Annotated in this window: 19 protein-coding genes; 11 read left to right on the forward strand and 8 right to left on the reverse strand. The window is 39.8% G+C overall.

Annotated features, from left to right (window positions below; translation table 11 throughout):
* Positions 1-247 precede the first annotated feature (247 nt).
* The gene (locus ACO6VG_RS22025) at positions 248-1,108 is read left to right on the forward strand and encodes a hypothetical protein (protein WP_422138315.1); all 861 of its coding nucleotides are present in this window, start codon (positions 248-250) and stop codon (positions 1,106-1,108) included.
* Positions 1,109-1,237: 129 nt separating this feature from the next.
* Here the strand turns inward: ACO6VG_RS22025 and ACO6VG_RS22030 are convergent, their stop codons facing one another.
* Positions 1,238-2,026 (reverse strand): hypothetical protein, encoded by a 789-nt coding sequence (locus ACO6VG_RS22030; protein WP_422475679.1) that lies wholly within the window; start codon positions 2,024-2,026, stop codon positions 1,238-1,240.
* Positions 2,027-2,527: 501 nt separating this feature from the next.
* On the opposite strand from ACO6VG_RS22030, the gene ACO6VG_RS22035 reads away from it, so the two are divergent.
* A complete protein-coding gene (locus ACO6VG_RS22035; protein WP_422475681.1) occupies positions 2,528-3,106 on the forward strand; it encodes a hypothetical protein in 579 nt (192 codons plus the stop codon).
* A 71-nt stretch (positions 3,107-3,177) separates the two neighbouring features.
* Here ACO6VG_RS22035 and ACO6VG_RS22040 read toward each other — a convergent pair whose 3' ends face one another.
* Positions 3,178-3,939 carry a DUF6309 family protein gene (locus ACO6VG_RS22040; RefSeq protein WP_422475683.1) on the reverse strand — a complete coding sequence of 254 codons (762 nt, stop codon included), beginning with the start codon at positions 3,937-3,939 and terminating at the stop codon, positions 3,178-3,180.
* A gap of 716 nt (positions 3,940-4,655) precedes the next feature.
* Here ACO6VG_RS22040 and ACO6VG_RS22045 point away from each other — a divergent pair.
* Positions 4,656-5,186, forward strand: a complete 531-nt coding sequence (locus tag ACO6VG_RS22045; protein ID WP_422134261.1) for a hypothetical protein — start codon at positions 4,656-4,658, stop codon at positions 5,184-5,186.
* A gap of 66 nt (positions 5,187-5,252) precedes the next feature.
* On the opposite strand, the gene ACO6VG_RS22050 is transcribed toward ACO6VG_RS22045, so the two are convergent.
* Positions 5,253-5,696 carry a hypothetical protein gene (locus tag ACO6VG_RS22050; RefSeq protein ID WP_422475685.1) on the reverse strand — a complete coding sequence of 148 codons (444 nt, stop codon included), beginning with the start codon at positions 5,694-5,696 and terminating at the stop codon, positions 5,253-5,255.
* 1,106 nt (positions 5,697-6,802) lie between these two features.
* On the opposite strand from ACO6VG_RS22050, the gene ACO6VG_RS22055 reads away from it, so the two are divergent.
* Positions 6,803-7,804 carry a hypothetical protein gene (locus ACO6VG_RS22055; RefSeq protein WP_422475687.1) on the forward strand — a complete coding sequence of 334 codons (1,002 nt, stop codon included), beginning with the start codon at positions 6,803-6,805 and terminating at the stop codon, positions 7,802-7,804.
* Positions 7,805-8,197: 393 nt separating this feature from the next.
* On the opposite strand, the gene ACO6VG_RS22060 is transcribed toward ACO6VG_RS22055, so the two are convergent.
* A complete protein-coding gene (locus ACO6VG_RS22060) occupies positions 8,198-9,211 on the reverse strand; it encodes a hypothetical protein (protein ID WP_422134264.1) in 1,014 nt (337 codons plus the stop codon).
* A 950-nt stretch (positions 9,212-10,161) separates the two neighbouring features.
* Between ACO6VG_RS22060 and ACO6VG_RS22065 the strand changes: the two genes are divergently transcribed.
* Positions 10,162-10,494 (forward strand): phage integrase N-terminal SAM-like domain-containing protein, encoded by a 333-nt coding sequence (locus ACO6VG_RS22065; RefSeq protein ID WP_422134265.1) that lies wholly within the window; start codon positions 10,162-10,164, stop codon positions 10,492-10,494.
* A 172-nt stretch (positions 10,495-10,666) separates the two neighbouring features.
* Here the strand turns inward: ACO6VG_RS22065 and ACO6VG_RS22070 are convergent, their stop codons facing one another.
* Both ACO6VG_RS22070 and dhiT read right to left on the reverse strand, forming a co-directional pair.
* Complete coding sequence (locus tag ACO6VG_RS22070; protein WP_422134266.1) at positions 10,667-10,924, reverse strand: DUF2442 domain-containing protein; 258 nt, start codon at positions 10,922-10,924, stop codon at positions 10,667-10,669.
* Between the two features lie 8 nt (positions 10,925-10,932).
* Positions 10,933-11,202, reverse strand: coding sequence for a type II toxin-antitoxin system toxin DhiT (dhiT, locus tag ACO6VG_RS22075; RefSeq protein ID WP_422134267.1), 270 nt, complete (start codon positions 11,200-11,202; stop codon positions 10,933-10,935).
* Positions 11,203-11,444: 242 nt separating this feature from the next.
* Here dhiT and ACO6VG_RS22080 point away from each other — a divergent pair, with 242 nt between their 5' ends.
* From ACO6VG_RS22080 to ACO6VG_RS22105, 6 genes are all read left to right on the forward strand, one after another.
* Positions 11,445-11,912 (forward strand): site-specific integrase, encoded by a 468-nt coding sequence (locus tag ACO6VG_RS22080; protein WP_422138324.1) that lies wholly within the window; start codon positions 11,445-11,447, stop codon positions 11,910-11,912.
* Between the two features lie 1,104 nt (positions 11,913-13,016).
* Positions 13,017-13,790, forward strand: coding sequence for a hypothetical protein (locus ACO6VG_RS22085; RefSeq protein WP_422134269.1), 774 nt, complete (start codon positions 13,017-13,019; stop codon positions 13,788-13,790).
* 103 nt (positions 13,791-13,893) lie between these two features.
* A complete protein-coding gene (locus ACO6VG_RS22090; protein ID WP_422475689.1) occupies positions 13,894-14,226 on the forward strand; it encodes a phage integrase N-terminal SAM-like domain-containing protein in 333 nt (110 codons plus the stop codon).
* An 8-nt stretch (positions 14,227-14,234) separates the two neighbouring features.
* Positions 14,235-14,762, forward strand: a complete 528-nt coding sequence (locus ACO6VG_RS22095; protein ID WP_422134271.1) for a hypothetical protein — start codon at positions 14,235-14,237, stop codon at positions 14,760-14,762.
* A 198-nt stretch (positions 14,763-14,960) separates the two neighbouring features.
* Positions 14,961-15,554 (forward strand): tyrosine-type recombinase/integrase, encoded by a 594-nt coding sequence (locus ACO6VG_RS22100; protein WP_422475691.1) that lies wholly within the window; start codon positions 14,961-14,963, stop codon positions 15,552-15,554.
* Positions 15,551-16,603, forward strand: a complete 1,053-nt coding sequence (locus ACO6VG_RS22105; RefSeq protein WP_422441873.1) for an IS91 family transposase — start codon at positions 15,551-15,553, stop codon at positions 16,601-16,603. The genes ACO6VG_RS22100 and ACO6VG_RS22105 overlap by 4 nt, the downstream gene beginning before the upstream one ends.
* Positions 16,604-16,864: 261 nt before the next feature.
* On the opposite strand, the gene ACO6VG_RS22110 is transcribed toward ACO6VG_RS22105, so the two are convergent.
* Positions 16,865-17,164, reverse strand: a complete 300-nt coding sequence (locus ACO6VG_RS22110) for a helix-turn-helix domain-containing protein (protein WP_422475693.1) — start codon at positions 17,162-17,164, stop codon at positions 16,865-16,867.
* Positions 17,161-17,484 carry a type II toxin-antitoxin system RelE/ParE family toxin gene (locus ACO6VG_RS22115; RefSeq protein ID WP_422414166.1) on the reverse strand — a complete coding sequence of 108 codons (324 nt, stop codon included), beginning with the start codon at positions 17,482-17,484 and terminating at the stop codon, positions 17,161-17,163. Before ACO6VG_RS22115 ends, ACO6VG_RS22110 begins: the two co-directional genes overlap by 4 nt.
* Positions 17,485-17,674: the final 190 nt, after the last annotated feature.

Below are 17,674 nucleotides of genomic sequence, written 5' to 3' on the forward strand. Positions count from 1 at the left end.
TTTTTCATAAAACAGACCCACGTATCTAATAAGGTACTAAACCTAAAGTTTGACGAAACAATTATAGATCAACCCATTCCAAATCATCAGAGTGTATTATTCAGCTGAAGTTTCAATGCCAGAGCATAACGAAAGGGCAAGCCGAGCCCCTCAGGTGCGTCGGTTGAAGACTTTCAGAGTGGAATTTACTCCAGTCACTTAACTAGGAGGCTATACTCGAAAGCTCAATTCAATAAGGATAATGATAATGCTTATTAATATACGGTCATATTTTATATTTGTAATTCTTACAACAGCTTTAGCTTTAAATGCGACAACAAAGGTTCATGCAGGTGATCTTCGAATATTAAACCTGTATGAAATCAGGGTATTAATCCTATGTTATCTTTCTGCTAAAGATCTTTTATCTCTAATGGAAGCGCTTAATATTGGGGTATATCAAAGCGTTAGTATGCATATAAAAAACGATTTGTGCGATAAAGTTAATGCTTTAAATATTGACTATATTCCTCCTGCTTTATGGCGTGAGTGCGAAGACCAGGAACAAGGTTGGCATGACTACAGAGCTTTTACATATTGGTTTAGTGAGTATGAAGATGACTTTGATGATGATCAGGAGATCAATGATCATATCAGGGGCGTACCAATGCCTGGAATGATTGAGTATAAACCTCTGGTGAGTATCGCAATAGAAAACATAAAATTCGTTATTTCTTATGTTTGGATAGGTCCACGAGCTGACAACATATGGCATGTATTTGGTGAATTGATTGATGGCTCGGCCTTCTATTTTAATTCAGAATGTTGTTATACCGGCTTTACTGCATGGGGAGCTGGTTTAGTAAGGTTGGCACCAACCTGGAGTTGTTTAATACAAAACATGAGTGAGTCTGAAATCGAAAATTTTATTTCATCGTTGAATTTAGATGATTTTTCTAAAGATATTTTAACCCACTCAAGAACAGCAAAATCATCAGATCGCACAGAAATATTTAGTTATTTTCTGCAAACTCTGATGTTTAAAGATGAGTACGAATCATACGAAGCGCAGATCAGATTTGAAGAACAGGAACTAGATTCAAAAAAACTACCATCCTATATAAACTAACATTAAAGCCCTGAAGTGCCTGGATCAATGGTGATGAAGAGGCTTTAACTGATCGAAGCAAGTTCTGAAAAAATTCATGATTAACTGAGTTAGCTGTCAGCTAACACAATTACGCTAATCCTTTCTCTGTTATTGGGAGTCATGAATCAAAAAGGGGTGACATATTTCCTGACATGAGGGGTCAGAGTTAGAAAACAGATGCTTACTCAGCCCTTTATCAAGACCTTCATCATATAGATCAATACATTGACGTGTCTGTGTAATCAGGGCTTCGTCATCTTCCTCACTTTGCCACTCGTCTCGATCCTTTTGTTTAGAGCCTGGTTCTCCACACGACTCTGCAATAGAGACAGGTTTAAGGAACCCTGAATAATAGAATGTGGCTTCATAGGTGATAGTGCCTTGTTCCCTGTCACTGAGCAGATGAGCATGCCAATATTGTGGAGATTCGAATACAGGATCACAAACAGTATTTGAACATTCAAAACATCCACATTTTCGGCGGATTGCTCTGGCCCCATTATCTATTTCTGCAGCTGCAGCTTCGCCTTCATCATTGCTGAGATCAGGATTCTGATCAAACTCATCACCAGAATCGTCAGGGTCAGCGTCCGCTGCTGATCCTTGGCTGCGTTCAATATTGGCCCGGCCCAGATAGTAATTTTTATCAGGGTTAAAATGAACTCTAAAATACTCAGTCAATAATGGCAAAATAGATAAAAAGGAGGCGTTAATGATGGCACTCACAGCATAGGATTTTAAGGACTGGGGTTGTGGACCAACATCAACATCTAACAGAGGAGTTCGAAAGCTGGCAGTCACAGTCAAAACTCCATCTACAGTCTGTTCGTCAACTCTGCCATCGGATGAGTAGTGATCCCTGTTAAACGACCATACTCTAACCTGTTTTAGATTCAAAAGGTATCTCGGTAATGTTCCTTCTATAAAGACTCGGAGCATTTGAGAGAGCTGGAATGCTGTTAAAGGCAGTAAATCGGAAAATCTGTTATCTCCAGAACACACTGTACGGGGCAGTGTCAATATACACAAGACTGACACTAACCAGATAAATCGCTTCATGCTCTCGGGCCTTTCTTCTGGATAAAAATAATTTATATAACCAAAATCAAAAAAGTCAATAACTATATAGAACCTATGTTTGTAATTATCGAGATGGAAAACGAAGCGGCTAATGAAAGCATTAGTAGCATTTCGTAATCTACATCCATAGGTTTGGTAACACTCTAAGGTAGACTTTTTTGTCTTACTTGGTCAGACCATCTTTCAAACAACCCAGTGTCGTTTAAAAAAATCCAAGCATAACAGACCAACCTCGAAATATCGTATATATTCTCTCAATGTCTATATTCGTTTTTCCAGGATATAGACTGACAATTCACTGACACGAGCTTGTGTATTATGTTGTCTAAAAAAGTATCTGCACTATCGCTTTTGTTTTTTGGCTGTTCTGCATTTTCCTCTGAACCCTCTTTCATGGGAGAATGGCAAGGACATGAAGATAAAACTGACTTTTTTTGTAATGTATTATTTACATATCAATCCAAACTTGAATATTCACAAGATCATTTTTTTTACGTACCTTTATCGGAGGGTATTATTGTTGAAAAATTTCGCTCGGGTGAATACGGGCAATATTCTTTGCAAATTTTTGATAAAGCTAACAATAAAGTAATTGATTACCAGTATTATAAATTATGGTTTTATATAGATGCCATTGATCGAAAAGATAAAATCAGCACACAAAAAATGCTGCTATTAACCGATTTAGATGACTCTAAAGAATTTGATAATAAAGACTTACCTACAAAGGTTTTGACAGCAGCTTACAATTTAAATATTCAGCCGTTAATTAATGAAACTTATTCTATTGGTATGATTGAGTATAAAAAGGGGAGTTATAAAAGCTGCACTGTAATGAAAAAAGATGACCCCTTTACTGTAATGAAAAAAGATGCCCCCTTTAAAGATGAGCTTTAGAATATAATTCCGAACTCAGGGACTGCGCCGAAAGCGCAGTCCTCTGAGATTCTTTGTCAGATTAAGTTTTATTAGTTGTTCTCGATACCACTTCCGCTAATTACCCCTAAACCATCAATTTTCTTTGCTGTTTTTTTGCATGCAATAAAAGCAGGAATAGTGCTTTTCGGGTCATCTTTTATTGCTAATGACACCAAACGATGCAAACCATCCAGATGAACTAATCTTCCCTCAGCAAGTTTAGGATCGTCTATGATTTTTCCATAATCGTAACGAATATCGATGGGCTCTACTGTTAAAAAGATTGGCTTTTCAGCAGGGTCTTTTCCTAAATGATAATTTAGAGACCCTGAGCATAACGGATTATTATGCTTATCTTGTTCAGTCCAAACTTTATAACTATTTGCTGCATCTTTAGCTGTTAGACCACACTCTGGAAGAAGGGTTTTTCGCTCACCATCATGCGTGTGCCCTGGCAATAATACTTTCATGGCTGTTTCAAATGGAAGTTCTGCGAATAGCCAACCTCCATGATTTGGTAAAACAATTTCTCTGTGTGCTGTCTTGATATAGTTTTTGGCAATAAAGTTAGTATCACCATATTGTCCATGCTCTTTTTCAAAATTATCCAGTACTTCCTGAAAGCTGACACTTTTTGCCCCCCCAAACAAGGAATCTTTTGAATCCTTGGCTACTGAATATTCACTGATCGGTTTATTTTGAGTCAACCGAGTAGTGCTCGGGATTTGTTTTTCGGTGCTATCTTTCTGCTTCAAAAAACTCGAATTGCAATGACAATTCGTACTCATTCCAGATAAATTTATTGCATCCATAATCAATCTCCTTTTCATTTTACTATTAATAGCTTAGATGCAAAATATTCTCATTTATTCCATAAACAACTGACAAGATTGTTACTGCAATTGACGATGTTAATCTACCTGTTTTTTTAAAATATAAAGCCTCCTTCAGAGGCTGCCCCGCAGCTATAGCCTCATGGAGGGCTTATTATGCGTGACTGGAACAAAACTAATAAGAAAACAACCATTTATTAAGCCATCTAAGTATTTCAGAGTGAACACTGGAAGTGGTTGCAAGTTCTTCTTCTAAATAGATTAAGTCTTCCAGATCTCGGAGGTCAGTTTGACTTGAAACCACAAAGTCAAGCATTGGAACCAAAAGGTCGTGGGAGATTACATTTAAATATTCAATGAGACCATTTACGAAGGGAAATTGAACGATATGAAATAAATGAACATTTTTATAACCGTGCTTTATATAAATATCATGAATATCAGCCTTGCCTAAAATGCAAAGCATTGACAACGTTGAGAATAGAACAAAATTACGTAGCGACCGACTGCACATGAAAATTCTCTGTTACAACCAAAAATTAGGAATAACAATAGTCCAAATACATAGGAATGATTTTGCAGCGTATATCGTTTGATTCAAATTTGCAGTGGGTGTCACCAAAGACCTCACCTGAAAGCACTTTTTATGCTAAAACTGAGACTTGTTGTAGGTAAAGAGTATAATTAATTCTTATATGAAAACTTATTTAAAATGCATTTTAGCAATAATGATCATAGTAAATACCCTATATGTTCCCATAAGTTCAGCCATAGAAGTGTTTAAAAAGGAAGGGCGCTTATTAGTGCTGAGGGATGTGCCCATTAGTCATGTACTGACTCCACGAGTGATGATGGCCGCAATAGCATACAATTTACCGGTAACACTATCTGGTGCAGTATTGGGTAGCTTTTTTGGTGGTTTAGGAGCCTGTTTCCTTCAAGATGCTAATGTTCTTAATTCATTGCCCTCAGATAGTTTTGGTATTCATGCCACTGATTATGGAATATCTATTGTTGCTACATCATCTGAGATGTCAGCTGCCCTCAGCACTTTGGATAGTGGAATATCAATTGGTTGGACTCTGGGGGCAACTTTTGGAGCAGCGTTTGGTGCTTTTTCCATAGGTTTTATTTTTTCCAATATGATCCAGCGATATGGCTTAGATGAGGCAATATCGCGATTCACCCAGCCTTGGGCTCAAAATAGAAACACAGAATTTGATTAGAACATAAAGCCAGCTTATGAGCCGCCTTCAAAAGGAAAACCAGTTAGAAGGTTTTGATTTTACTTTCTATTTATTTTTTGCAGATGTAAAAAGGTTATTTTTGAAATATTCCTTTTCTTCTCTAGTCTTTTTTAACTCTTCTTCAAGGCTATTAATTTTTTTATGTTTCTCCTCCAATTCACAAGATAATAATTGTATTTTTTGATTCTTTTCTTTAAGTTCTTGAGTTAATGTCTTAACTTCTTTTTCCAAGCCTTCCAGGTATTTTTCCTTCTTTCCTCTTGACAATGCGGCTGCTACTCTATTTTTTATTTTTCTTTCTTCAATATATTTTTGTCTATCTTGTTCTGTTACTTTTCTTTTCTTAACTTTTGTCGTTTTTGCATCTATTTTCATTCCAAAACATTTAGAATCATCAGGATATTTAGACTCATCAGGGCGATCAACGATATAAGGCTCTTGTGCTCCATAGTAAGGAGAGGAAGAAGAGCTACAACTCGGTTTATCCACTATGTACTCCAAGACTTAAAAACAATAATTTTCAGATTCGGAATTTAGTTAGACAAATATCCTGACTTTATTCGACTTTCCACATAGAATTCATCTGCGTAACTCCGGTTTAATGAATAGTTAGATGGCTGCATTCCAGATTCGTTCCTTTTCTAACAAAATAGTTAGGAATATTGACCATTTGTAGAGCCTAATCAGATTTCAATTGAGCGATCAGCATAAGTATTCAACCATACGAAATCATATTTTCTGACTTATTGTTCAGGCACTCTGACTGCGTTGCAACTCTGGTCACATAGCTTGCTATGTTCCCGTCGTTGCGCCTTGCAGAGCACCTGCCCAATAAGCCGGAAATATTCGATTCCATATGGCTGAGTACTTACAATCTTCCTGCTGATAATCATCAGTTTTGTTGTCCGTCTCAGCGACAATACACATAAGGACAGATACTTATCAAGTGGTGGGAACCCCAATGTCAGGGATAATGTTGATTGAAACACATAACCTGCAATCATTGCTTCTGTACTTTTTATTAATCCTGAACTTTGCCTGTTGAAGCCTTGGTGACAATACTGATGCAGCTTTTAAACTGAAATAAAGTACCAGATCAAATACCCACAGCAATCGGATACAAACGCCCATCGCTACACCTACGACTGTTATTTGAGCAGCTCGTAACTTACGGACGTAATCTGCTAAGAGCTACTCAGAAATGGTTTTGATCGGACAAAATGCTGACATAGGTATTAGCGGTCACTCACCACTGGCAAAAGAGAAAAAACTCGCTTACATCGTAACTCAGGGGCACTGCGAGAGCAAAAAACTCTGGTTTTTTTTGTTATTCACAACTATTGAAGTAACAAAACTTAAAATAACCCTTATGTGAAAATTCAAGTGCTAATATATGCAAATACTAATCACAGAGCCTCATTTTTATGGATACTATTGTAAAGCTAAAGTACATTGAATGTGTTGTTTTTTTCATGCTTCTTTATTCTGTTAAAGTTCTCGCTATAGACTGCCCTCATTGTTGCTACCCAATGAGTTTTACAATGGGACGATATGGATGCACATACCCATTCTGCCCCCTGTTCGTTCAGAATAGAATGGCTTCTCCTATGGGAAATCTAGAACTCAATATTGAAACACGCGATTTTAGTTTTTCTTGTAAAGGGGCAGGCTTACCAGCTCTGAATTCTTTGCGAGTCATTCCATTTCTGGCCCACCAAACATCTGTTCAAACGCAGATGCCAACAATCCCCCAAATCACGCCTATCCCGCAAATGCCATCAATCCAGCAAATGCCAACAATCTCGCAAATGCCAGCAATCCCGCAAATGCCAGCAATCCCGCAAACGCCAACAATCCCGCAAATCCTTCCAATCCAACAAGCCCCACCAACCCCGCAAGTTCAGGAAGCCCCGCAAACTCAACAAATGGCTTTAGCCTCTACTACTTCAAATCCACCCCCTGATGAGACTACCCGATACAGCGGGTCCGGTCAGCTTATGACAACAGACCATTTGCAAACGCCAATCGTTAAACTAAGAAATACACTTGAAGTACTGCTAAAAGATTTTGGAGTGAACCAGCGAAAACATACTGAGCTAAATTTCATTAGTGATTCCAGTTATTTTTTATTAAGGCGTTTTGCTCTGACTTGGGCCAATCTTTCCAGAAACAGGCAACTTACTAATAATCAGAGATTGGCCAAACTCTGTGAAGAGCTCGGTTTTTGTGGTATTTGGCCTCCGGATATTACATCAGAACAACCCGTTTTTGATAACTCTTTAGATACTTTGATGAATGCAGTCTTACAAAACAATCAAGTATTTATTGCATTTTATACAGAAGACAACCCATTTATTATGTTGCACATAAACATTTTGCAGAATACATTCGCTGCCTTGCCAGTCGTACAAATTCATGGAATTGACCAGGAAAGAGGCTTTGACACGAACTTGTCTCTTGATTCTCTAAGGCAGTTCCTATTTTACCTACTTCATGCCGGTAACGAAGAACTCCGTCACGTTTCCATTTTAATCTTTAAAATAGTGAACCGTTCGCGTGAACCTAACATGGATAAATTACAAATTACCGAAAACTAATATTGAAAAAAGTATAACATCAAATTATGGGGCAGCTTTCTCTTCACATGAGTACCTGTAGATTGAGAACCTTGAAAATTCATCGGATGAATAACGATCTTTGTATTTTATAAGCAGAGGAGTCATTTTCTTTAACAACTTCATATCGGACTGCTGTCAGATATCAAGGTTCTGTTATTCCAGGTATATGAATCAAAACGGAGGGGTAGGGTCAGCTGGAAGGCTCTGTTATCCGCTCCTCCCGATGACATTAGCATTAATCTCAAGAATGTTAAACTTCATAACAAAATATTAAACAACGAACTCATATTAAATGGTCAGAGTCGAGGTTCACTGTTTCCCCCAAGCAGCAAATAATCAGCTGCTGGCAGCCTAATCACTTGCTAGACGTTATCAACGAGGGGAGTAAATATAGGTAGTACAAAAATGACGTGAACCAAAATCATTTCTCTTCGAAACATCTTCTTTTATAAAGTCTAATGGAATTTTACTTTCATCGAGGTTAGAGCTTGGCAGTCGTAATTTACCATTTGCAACCAAACATGACCTTACTGCTGAAAAATATTCATCAGAGTATTTCATAAATAAAAACAAAGGCCCTTCATCAACAATTTCTTTATATTTATTGAGACTACTAAGATATTCAGTTGCTCTTTTATCTCCCCATTGTAACAAAACATCTGGTTTAATACGTGCCCTTATATCTAAAGTATCTACACCGTAATGATTATAATGATCATTCTTATGACCACAGCCAAGCATTAAAGTAGAATGTTTATCTGGATTCAGTCCATTTAGAATTACAACACCATACTTTTCAAAGGTGCTATTAAGTTCTTCATGGCAAACTAATGTCATTGTATCTAGTCTTTTTCCATCAGAATGAAGCATAATAAAAAGATCTAATTCATCATAAGATTCTAGTGAGTTCTGAGACTTTATCCTATGAGCTTCATCTCTGGCTGTTACTGTATTCCCTCCTGATGAATATGTATACAAAGGATTATCTGTATTATTCATTGCCATGAAAATCAGATTTGCAACTTTCAACATTAACTCCTGATCATCTTCATTGCCTATAACTACTCCTCTTTCAGATAGATTTTCTGGTGTAATACAAAGAGTTTTATTTTTTTCTCTAGCAAGTGAAAATATTTCGTTAATCTTCCTGTCTTTCAGTGCTAATCCATAATCTGGTTCAGCCTTTTTATCAGGAATTACTTTTTCCTTGGGCTTCTCATCACACCCGTTTTTCAGTTTTTTATCAGATAGAGATTCATCTATTGTATTAATTGAAGATCGTTTTTTTCCTGAAATATCCATGTTTACCTTGTGTATTAATTTGACTGCGCCTGAGTATCCTGTAGAGAAGGTAATTGCAAAGAAAATATCCCCTTCCAGGTTCATACTGATACTTTATTGAGAGCGACCTCAGGTATTTTCCTTTCACAAAAACCTGAAACACCACCATCTATTAAAATTCGAATCATTTATATCTTAACAGTATCATTTTTCATCTTTCTGTCCAGTTGTTCACCACTAGACAGATAAATCTTCTTGAGTTAACGGTTAACCGATCAATGACTCGACTTTAGTTCCTACGTCGTTCTAACTCGCAAATCCATTTACTCGTAGTGCCCCTGAGATTAACAGGAAGTAAATTGCCCCGGATAACCGTCTTTGTATGGTTACTTGCATTGATGATCTGCCTTGAACTGGTGGTTATTTTCATAATCACAGACACATGTATCGTAATTAAAGCTACCACCTGTATCCAGACAATTATATACTTCGTCTACCGAGAAAAAGTATGGTGCAACTATTGAAATCAAAACACCCAGGATCAAAGCCAGTGCCAAGACACCGAACATGATTTTGAATACTAACCTGAAGTGGCGGTTCATATTGATTGCTCTCGTTTCCTATGGCACATAACTTCTTGCTTAACGAGCTTATCTCGTTCACTTGCCTGTTATGCGGCGGTTACCCAGGAACCCTGGACAGAATGATCTTTAAGGCTTCTTTGATTTCCGCATTGTCAGCTTTCAACACTAAGTACTCAACCATACGAAATCATATTTTCTGACTTATTGTTCAGGCACTCTGACTGCGTTGCAATTCTGGTCACATAGCTTGCTATGTTCCCGTCGTCGCGCCTTGCAGAGCACCTGCCAAATAAGCCAGAAATATTCGATTCTGTATGGCTGAGTACTTACACTGTCTGCTTTCAGTGCAGCAATCTCTCTTTCTTGACAGTCAAAACGTTTCTCTTGCTGATCGAACCTTTGGTGTATTTCACCACGAGTTTTACTGGCGAAGCTGACAATACCCGTGGGTGTCTCGAATATAGTTAGCAGATGGCAACCTTCTTTGATCGTTGTCCTGACAGACTCAGCCCTGAGGATTTAAAAACCTGTTTTGCCGCCCTGGTGGAAAGCCATTGGAGCACGGTCAAAACCGATCGTAATGGCCTGCAGTTTTTCTGGAAACATGTTCTGGGCAAACACTGGGACTTTGTTGAAATCATCAAACCACCGACCGTCAAGCGACTGCCTGTTATCCTGACGCCTGCAGAGGTAGAACGACTGCTCAATACTGCACGGAAACTTCGCTATTACACCATTCTGTTGACACAGGAGAAGACTTCCCAGATCCGACATATCCAAGACTTCCGTAATGCAGTGGTCTAGAGACACTCATCCTGAATAAATAGCGTTCAGAAAAAACGTTTTGATTCAAGGTCCGCCAGAAAAGTAAACTTCAGTAGACCTTCCTTACCAGAATTCAACCCGGGCTTGTGCAACAACAGGATAAGATTGCGGCTGAGCGCAATCTATCCTTATTCGTTATGTGCGTGGCCGATTAATGCCTTTGAGAGGAAGGCTGAATTGTTACGCTAAGAAGATACAGAGTATCTTTGCTGAAGTCTTGCTCATTGGGCCATTCTATAGAACCAAATGAAACTCTTACCTGCTTAAAGTAATTAATATCTTTAAGTTCTACAAAAATACCTTTTTCCAAGTATGGAGAAACGTCAAACTCTTTGACTTCATCATTCTCAAACTCAATATGGAGTTTGTAATTCTCTAAAGCTTGTACTGATTTCACCGCAGGATTCATATTTACACCTATTTTAAGGGATCAATTTTGAATACTGAGTCTCCATTTATTGCTAAATCCCAGTTAGCCATGAGACTTTCTTTATGAATTTCTATCCAGGCATCAACAAGTTTTTGCTTGTTCTTAGGGAGATTTCCTTCAAGTATTTTGCCTGTAGGAATTTCGATAATTGCCTCAAAATTCTGATAAAAAACATGAATGTGAGGCATATTGTGTTTCTGATTATCGAAGTAATACATTCGAACAATCAGACCATAAAACATTGATATAGTAGGCATTTATTAATCCTGAGTTCAATAGCTCAACTGATTATAACCCACTGAAATATTTTGATCAGCTATAGGTTTACCAGAAGCACATAACGCTAAAATCAGGGGCTGTGCCGCTGGCGCCGATGGATGCTCTTGTTGAACCAAGCCGCTAACGCGGCAAAAAAATACCGTTCATCCCAGCCACCCCAACATTGCCAATACTTCCTGATATCCGCACCACTCCGGCGGGGCTTATATAAGGAAGCAACATGGAACGTTCTGAGCAAATCCGGTTTGACAAACTGTATCAAAAACACATCACCACCCTGAAGCTTCAGGGCAAAAGAAAGTCAACCATTGATCTATACAGCAGGCCAATTCGGCGGCTGGCAACCTTCTTTGATCGTTGTCCTGACAGACTCAGCCCTGAGGATTTAAAAACCTGTTTTGCCGCCCTGGTGGAAAGCCATTCCTGGAGCACGGTCAAAACCGATCGTAATGGCCTGCAGTTTTTCTGGAAACATGTTCTGGGCAAACACTGGGACTTTGTTGAAATCATCAAACCACCGACCGTCAAGCGACTGCCTGTTATCCTGACGCCTGCAGAGGTAGAACGACTGCTCAACACTGCACGGAAACTGCCCGATTACACCATTCTGTTGACACAGGAGAAGACTTCCCAGATCCGACATATCCAAGACTACCGTAATGCAGTGGTCTGGAGACACTCATCCTGAATAAATAGCGTTCAGAAAAAACGTTTTGATTCAAGGTCCGCCAGAAAAGTAAACTTCAGTAGACCTTCCTTACCAGAATTCAACCCGGGCTTGTGCAACAACAGGATAAGATTGCGGCTGGGCACAATCTATCCTTATTCGTTATCTGCGTTAACCAGTTAGGAAGTACTTTGCTTTAGAATCGCTTCTTTTCCAACATGCTTGCTTGTCGTTCATTGTTCTTTGTGAAGATTACCGTTTTTTTATTACTCTCTATTCAGCAAGGTAGTCTATTAGACACCCGATGTTGTAGCCAATTGTTCCAAGAGTTACAGGAGTGTAGAGAAAACCAATATTTATTCCTCTATGTTGTTCATCGAGCCCGTCTGTAGCAAGATAACAGTGACAAAATATGCCAGTATAGAGTCCCCAAATTGATAGGGTTTTCGCCCAACTTATTGTCTGCTCCTCATCTTGAAACTGTACAGCGAAACTGTCTGTAGCAGTCGATAAGCTGGCAAGTAAAGCAAATACCCGAGCGGTTTTCATAAGCTTATCTACTACGAATTGAACTCTGAGTTTAGGCATAAGATAAACGAAGCTATCACTTCATGCCAATACTTACACTCTGAGTACGTGAATACTACCAGCAGATCCCGCTACTTATACGATCTAGGGTCGTGTAAGTTGGCAAGGAAAAAATATTCCCCTTTAGTACCAGAGCTTGTAAAGGTATATAACTGATTACATAAATTCATAGCTAAAAATGTTTGCGAGAGTATAAAAAAAGCAGAACTAAATCCCTTGGCACCCCTGACTTCCACTGTCGTTTACTTGTTCAAGATATAAACATGATCGATGCTGTTCGCAAACTTCGCCTTTGAAATTCGTTTAATATAATACTTAAAGGAATATTCAGTTCACTGTCTGCCTGAGCCTACACAGTTAGTAAAAATTAACATTTACACGTCTCAAGGCGTGTAAAGTGTTAGAGCTGTGGAATACTACAACCACTTCAACATTATTTCAGGAGTAGCGAATATGCGCGCAATCTGTCCTTATTCGTTATGCGGCGGTTATTCTGAACGAGAATTACTTTATAACTAATATGGCAGCTATTTAAGTATGAACTATATTAAAACCTACTTCTTGTTATGGCGTTTTCAAAACGAAATGAAATATTTTAGGCTTTGCACATTAACCTTACTGCTTTTTATTGTACTAAAACCTGAAGCAGCATTTGAAAGAATAATCATTAAATCTGACAAAATACCAGTACTTGAAATCACAGCCAAATATAATCATCAAGCATCTAGGACTAGAAATATAGTCCCCGATAAAATTATTGTCAGATCATTACTATCAGATACAGTAAGGGGCAGGCTGGGGACACATTCCTTCTTTACAGCTCTAGAGAATTTTTCGCGTTCTTTGTACAGGACAGGAATTATGAGTATGACTGCTGAACGCGAATATTCTAAGAATTTTACTTTATCATTCGCTAACGCACCTAGTTTATTGTTAAGAACGCCAGCTATTGACATGATGGATTGGCAAGTGGTTTTTTCTCATCTAAATCAAGACAACCTGCTTTATCAATCTGGCTGTCAAATCCCAGGAGTTCATCCACTTATATTATTTTTCTCGAGTGATTTTTTGAATTATCTTGATCAGAATATTTTGACAGGGCTCGCAGGCAGCCAAGCAATACAAATTCCTTTATTACAATTAACTGCTAATACTGAGAACTATTTAACAGATGATTTGGTATTTACAGAATCTGCTAATGAAACAGACTTGATTATTAATATATACCCACAAGGCGAGAATCAAGTGTCTCCTCCAGAAGGGTATACAATGAAACGATTTTTTGAGGGCAGCTTAAAACATTACCAATAGCCGCTAACGCGGCAAAAAAATACCGTTCATCCCAGCCACCCCAACATTGCCAATACTTCCTGATATCCGTACCACTCCGGCGCGGCTTATATAAGGAAGCAGCATGGAACGTTCTGAGCAAATCCGGTTTGACAAACTGTATCAAAAACACATCACCACCCTGAAACTTCAGGGCAAAAGAAAATCAACCATTGATCTATACAGCAGGCCAATTGGGCGGCTGGAAACCTTCTTTGATCGTTGTCCTGACAGACTCAGCCCTGAGGATTTAAAAACCTATTTTGCCGCCCTGGTGGAAAGCCACTCCTGGAGCACAGTCAAAACCGATCGTAATGGCCTGCAGTTTTTCTGGAAACATGTTCTGGGCATGCGCCGCAGGCGCAGTCCCCTGGAAATTTTTGTTATGCCTATACTTCGATATATTTTCGAAGGTTGAAAGTTGGTATGAAGACACAGCTAAAAATTTATTTATTCAGTATTCTGATAACTATAAATTCTATTAACGTCTCTGCTAACAATGAATTTTACGATATTGGAGTGATTGAGAACTTCACATCAAAACTAACTGATTATAAGCAGTACGTAGGTCTTGCTTTCGCCTGCTTATTTTTGCCCACTTTAATAAATCGAAGTGATAGTTATTACAACACAATTACAACAGCAAATGCTTTATTAGCCGCCCTCGGTGGATCTATTGGATATTTAGCAGGTGTTACAGTAGCAAATTCACCTGAGTTAATTAGAAAAGCAACAATTCTTATAGGAGAAAATATTAATTACATTGTAAAAATGAGTTCGCTTTCAATCGAAATTTCAGATGTACTTTTAATGATAGAAAAAGATCTAAAAATGATTTTAAATCTAACTCTTTCTGCTTCGGCTCTGGGGTTAGCAATAGCTACGATTTTGCTTAGCGAGCTAGATCAGCTGATCTACATCCTCACGTCGAGACATGCTTATTTGTTTTTGTGATTTGAGGCATAACGCCGCAATAAGCCGCTGAGCCACAGGCGAGGTCAGGTGGAGGCCGAAGGCCGGGACGAACTTGATTGCTTTGTTGAACCAAGCCGCTAACGCGGCAAAAAAATACCGTTCATCCCAGCCACCCCAACATTGCCAATACTTCCTGATATCCGCACCACTCCGGCGCGGCTTATATAAGGAAGCAACATGGAACGTTCTGAGCAAATCCGGTTTGACAAACTGTATCAAAAACACATCACCACACTGAAACTTCAGGGCAAAAGAAAATCAACCATTGATCTATACAGCAGACCAATTCGGCGGCTGGCAACCTTCTTTGATCGTTGTCCTGACAGACTCAGCCCTGAGGATTTAAAAACCTATTTTGCCGCCCTGGTGGAAAGCCATTCCTGGAGCACGGTCAAAACCGATCGTAATGGCCTGCAGTTTTTCTGGAAACATGTTCTGGGCAAACACTGGGACTTTGTTGAAATCATCAAACCACCGACCGTCAAGCGACTGCCCGTTATCCTGACGCCTGCAGAGGTAGAACGACTGCTCAATACTGCACGGAAACTGCGCTATTACACCATTCTGTTGACACTTTACAGCATGGGCTTAAGGCTGGCCGAAGGCCTGAACCTGACCATTGCCGACATTGATTCCGAACTCATGCTCGGGCACATGTGCCCAAAAACCACCGCTATCTATACCCAATTAACAGAAACCGCCCAACTTAATACCAGGAAAGTGATGAATCATCTGATCAATGAACTCAAGCTGAAAGGAGATGATCAATGAAGCTTTCCCATATAGCAGCGCAATACGGTGATCGGTTTCTGGAAAAATACAGTCAATGTCTTTTACCTGGCCATATCAAAGCACTGCAAGCGATACAGCACTGTCGAACGTCGGCAGCCGGTATGACCTTGCTGGAATGCAACGGCTGCGGGACACGGGATCAAAAGCCCATGTCCTGCGGGCATCGCCACTGCAACCGCTGCCAGAACACCGATACCAGCGAGTGGCTGCAGCGGCAAAGACAGAAACTACTGCCCGTTGAATACTTTATGGTGACCTTCACCTTGCCAGCGCAACTTCGAAACCTGGCGTGGCAACATCAACGACAGGTGTACGATTTACTGTTCAGAACGGCAGCTGACACCCTGAAAGAATTTGGCAGCAATTCCAAAAAACTGGATGCAGACCTGGGAATGACCGGCGTTCTGCACACTCATAGCCGACGGCTGGATTACCATCCCCATATACACTTTGTCGTGCCAGGTGGCGGCATCAATACCCGACGAAAAGAGTGGCGCAAACTCACAGGCAACTATTTGTTCAATGGCAAGAACCTGGCCATGGTCTTTCGAGCCAAACTCCTTCGCGCCCTGGACGAACAGGGACTACTATCTCCGAGCCTGAAAACAAGGCTGCCCAATGAGTGGGTCGTCAATTGCAAACGGGTAGGCAAAGGATTACCAGCACTTGAATATCTATCCCGCTATCTGTACCGAGGCGTGATCAGTGACAACAACATCCTGACCAGCAAACGAGGAAAGGTGACCTTTTCTTACCTCAACAGTGAAACAGGCAAAAAGGAGAAGCGAACCCTGCCAGGAGAAGACTTCCTGTGGCTGGTACTGAAACATGTATTACCCAGGCGACTTCGACGATCGCGGGATTACGGATTTTTACACAGTAACGCAAAAAAACAATTATCACTGGTGCAACTGGTTTTAAATGTGATGGTGAAAGCAGTCGAACCCGTCATTCGCCCGAAATTCACATGCAGGCGTTGCGGTGAGTCTATGAAACACATTGCGTTCAGTTTCCTGAAACCGACCTGAGCTATTGTCACATCAACAAACACCGCCATTCACAAGCAAGGAGAAAATGTAAGCTCAGCCAGACAGATCCGACATATCCAAGACTACCGTAATGCAGTGGTCTGGAGACACTCATCCTGAATAAATAGCGTTCAGAAAAAACGTTTTGATTCAAGGTCCGCCAGATAAGTAAACTTCAATAGACCTTTCTTACCAGAATTCAACCTGGGCTTGTGCAACAACAGGATAAGATTGCGGCTGGGCGCAATCTATCCTTATTCGTTATGTTGCAGCTTGTGGGACAAAACTAATTTTTACTTTGTACCCAATTGCTTTTGCATAATCTTCGATGGTTGACAATTTTGGAGAAGTTTTTGAATTAACATTCTCCAAGCGGGATATATTACTCTTTTGCGTATGCAAAATTTCCGCCATTTCTTCTTGGGTTAACCCTGCTTCTTTACGAAGTGCTATAAGCTGTTTCCGTAATTGATAGGCAAGCTCTAACTCTTCGTACTCTGCTCTCACATTTGGATTTTTGAGAGCCTTCTTCTTAAAATCAGAAAATGTTGGTCTTGTCATTTTTTGACCTCCTTCATCCTCTTTTTGGCAAGATCCAGCTCTTTCTTGGATGTTTTCTGAGTTTTCTTAATGAAGGAGTTGAGGATGACTACCTCTTGCCCCTTTATCTGACAAAACAGAGAACGACCTATGCCTTCTTTGCCTTTTGCTCTAATTTCGAAGAGACCATCACCCATCGGAGCTGTGTATGGTTTACCGAGTGCAGGACCATATTCTTCAATCATTTCAGCTATATGGATGAAGTTAGCCAAGATTCCTTCAGGAAAGCTCAGTGTCTCTTCCTCTATCTTCTTGCTGTAAAACGTGATTCGCCACTTCATACACAAAGGTTATCATATTTGATAACTATCGCAAGAAATAGTTCCCTGAAACTTGTGATGAGCTTGCCTGCTGCAACATAACGCCTGCGTCAGGGGCGCCGTAGGCGTCCCCTGGATGCAATTGTTGAACCAAGCCGCTAACGCGGCAAAAAAATACCGTTCATCCCAGCCACCCCAACATTGCCAATAC

The organism is Endozoicomonas sp. ALB032 (genome assembly GCF_049310125.1).
Classification (GTDB): Bacteria; Pseudomonadota; Gammaproteobacteria; order Pseudomonadales; family Endozoicomonadaceae; genus Endozoicomonas_A.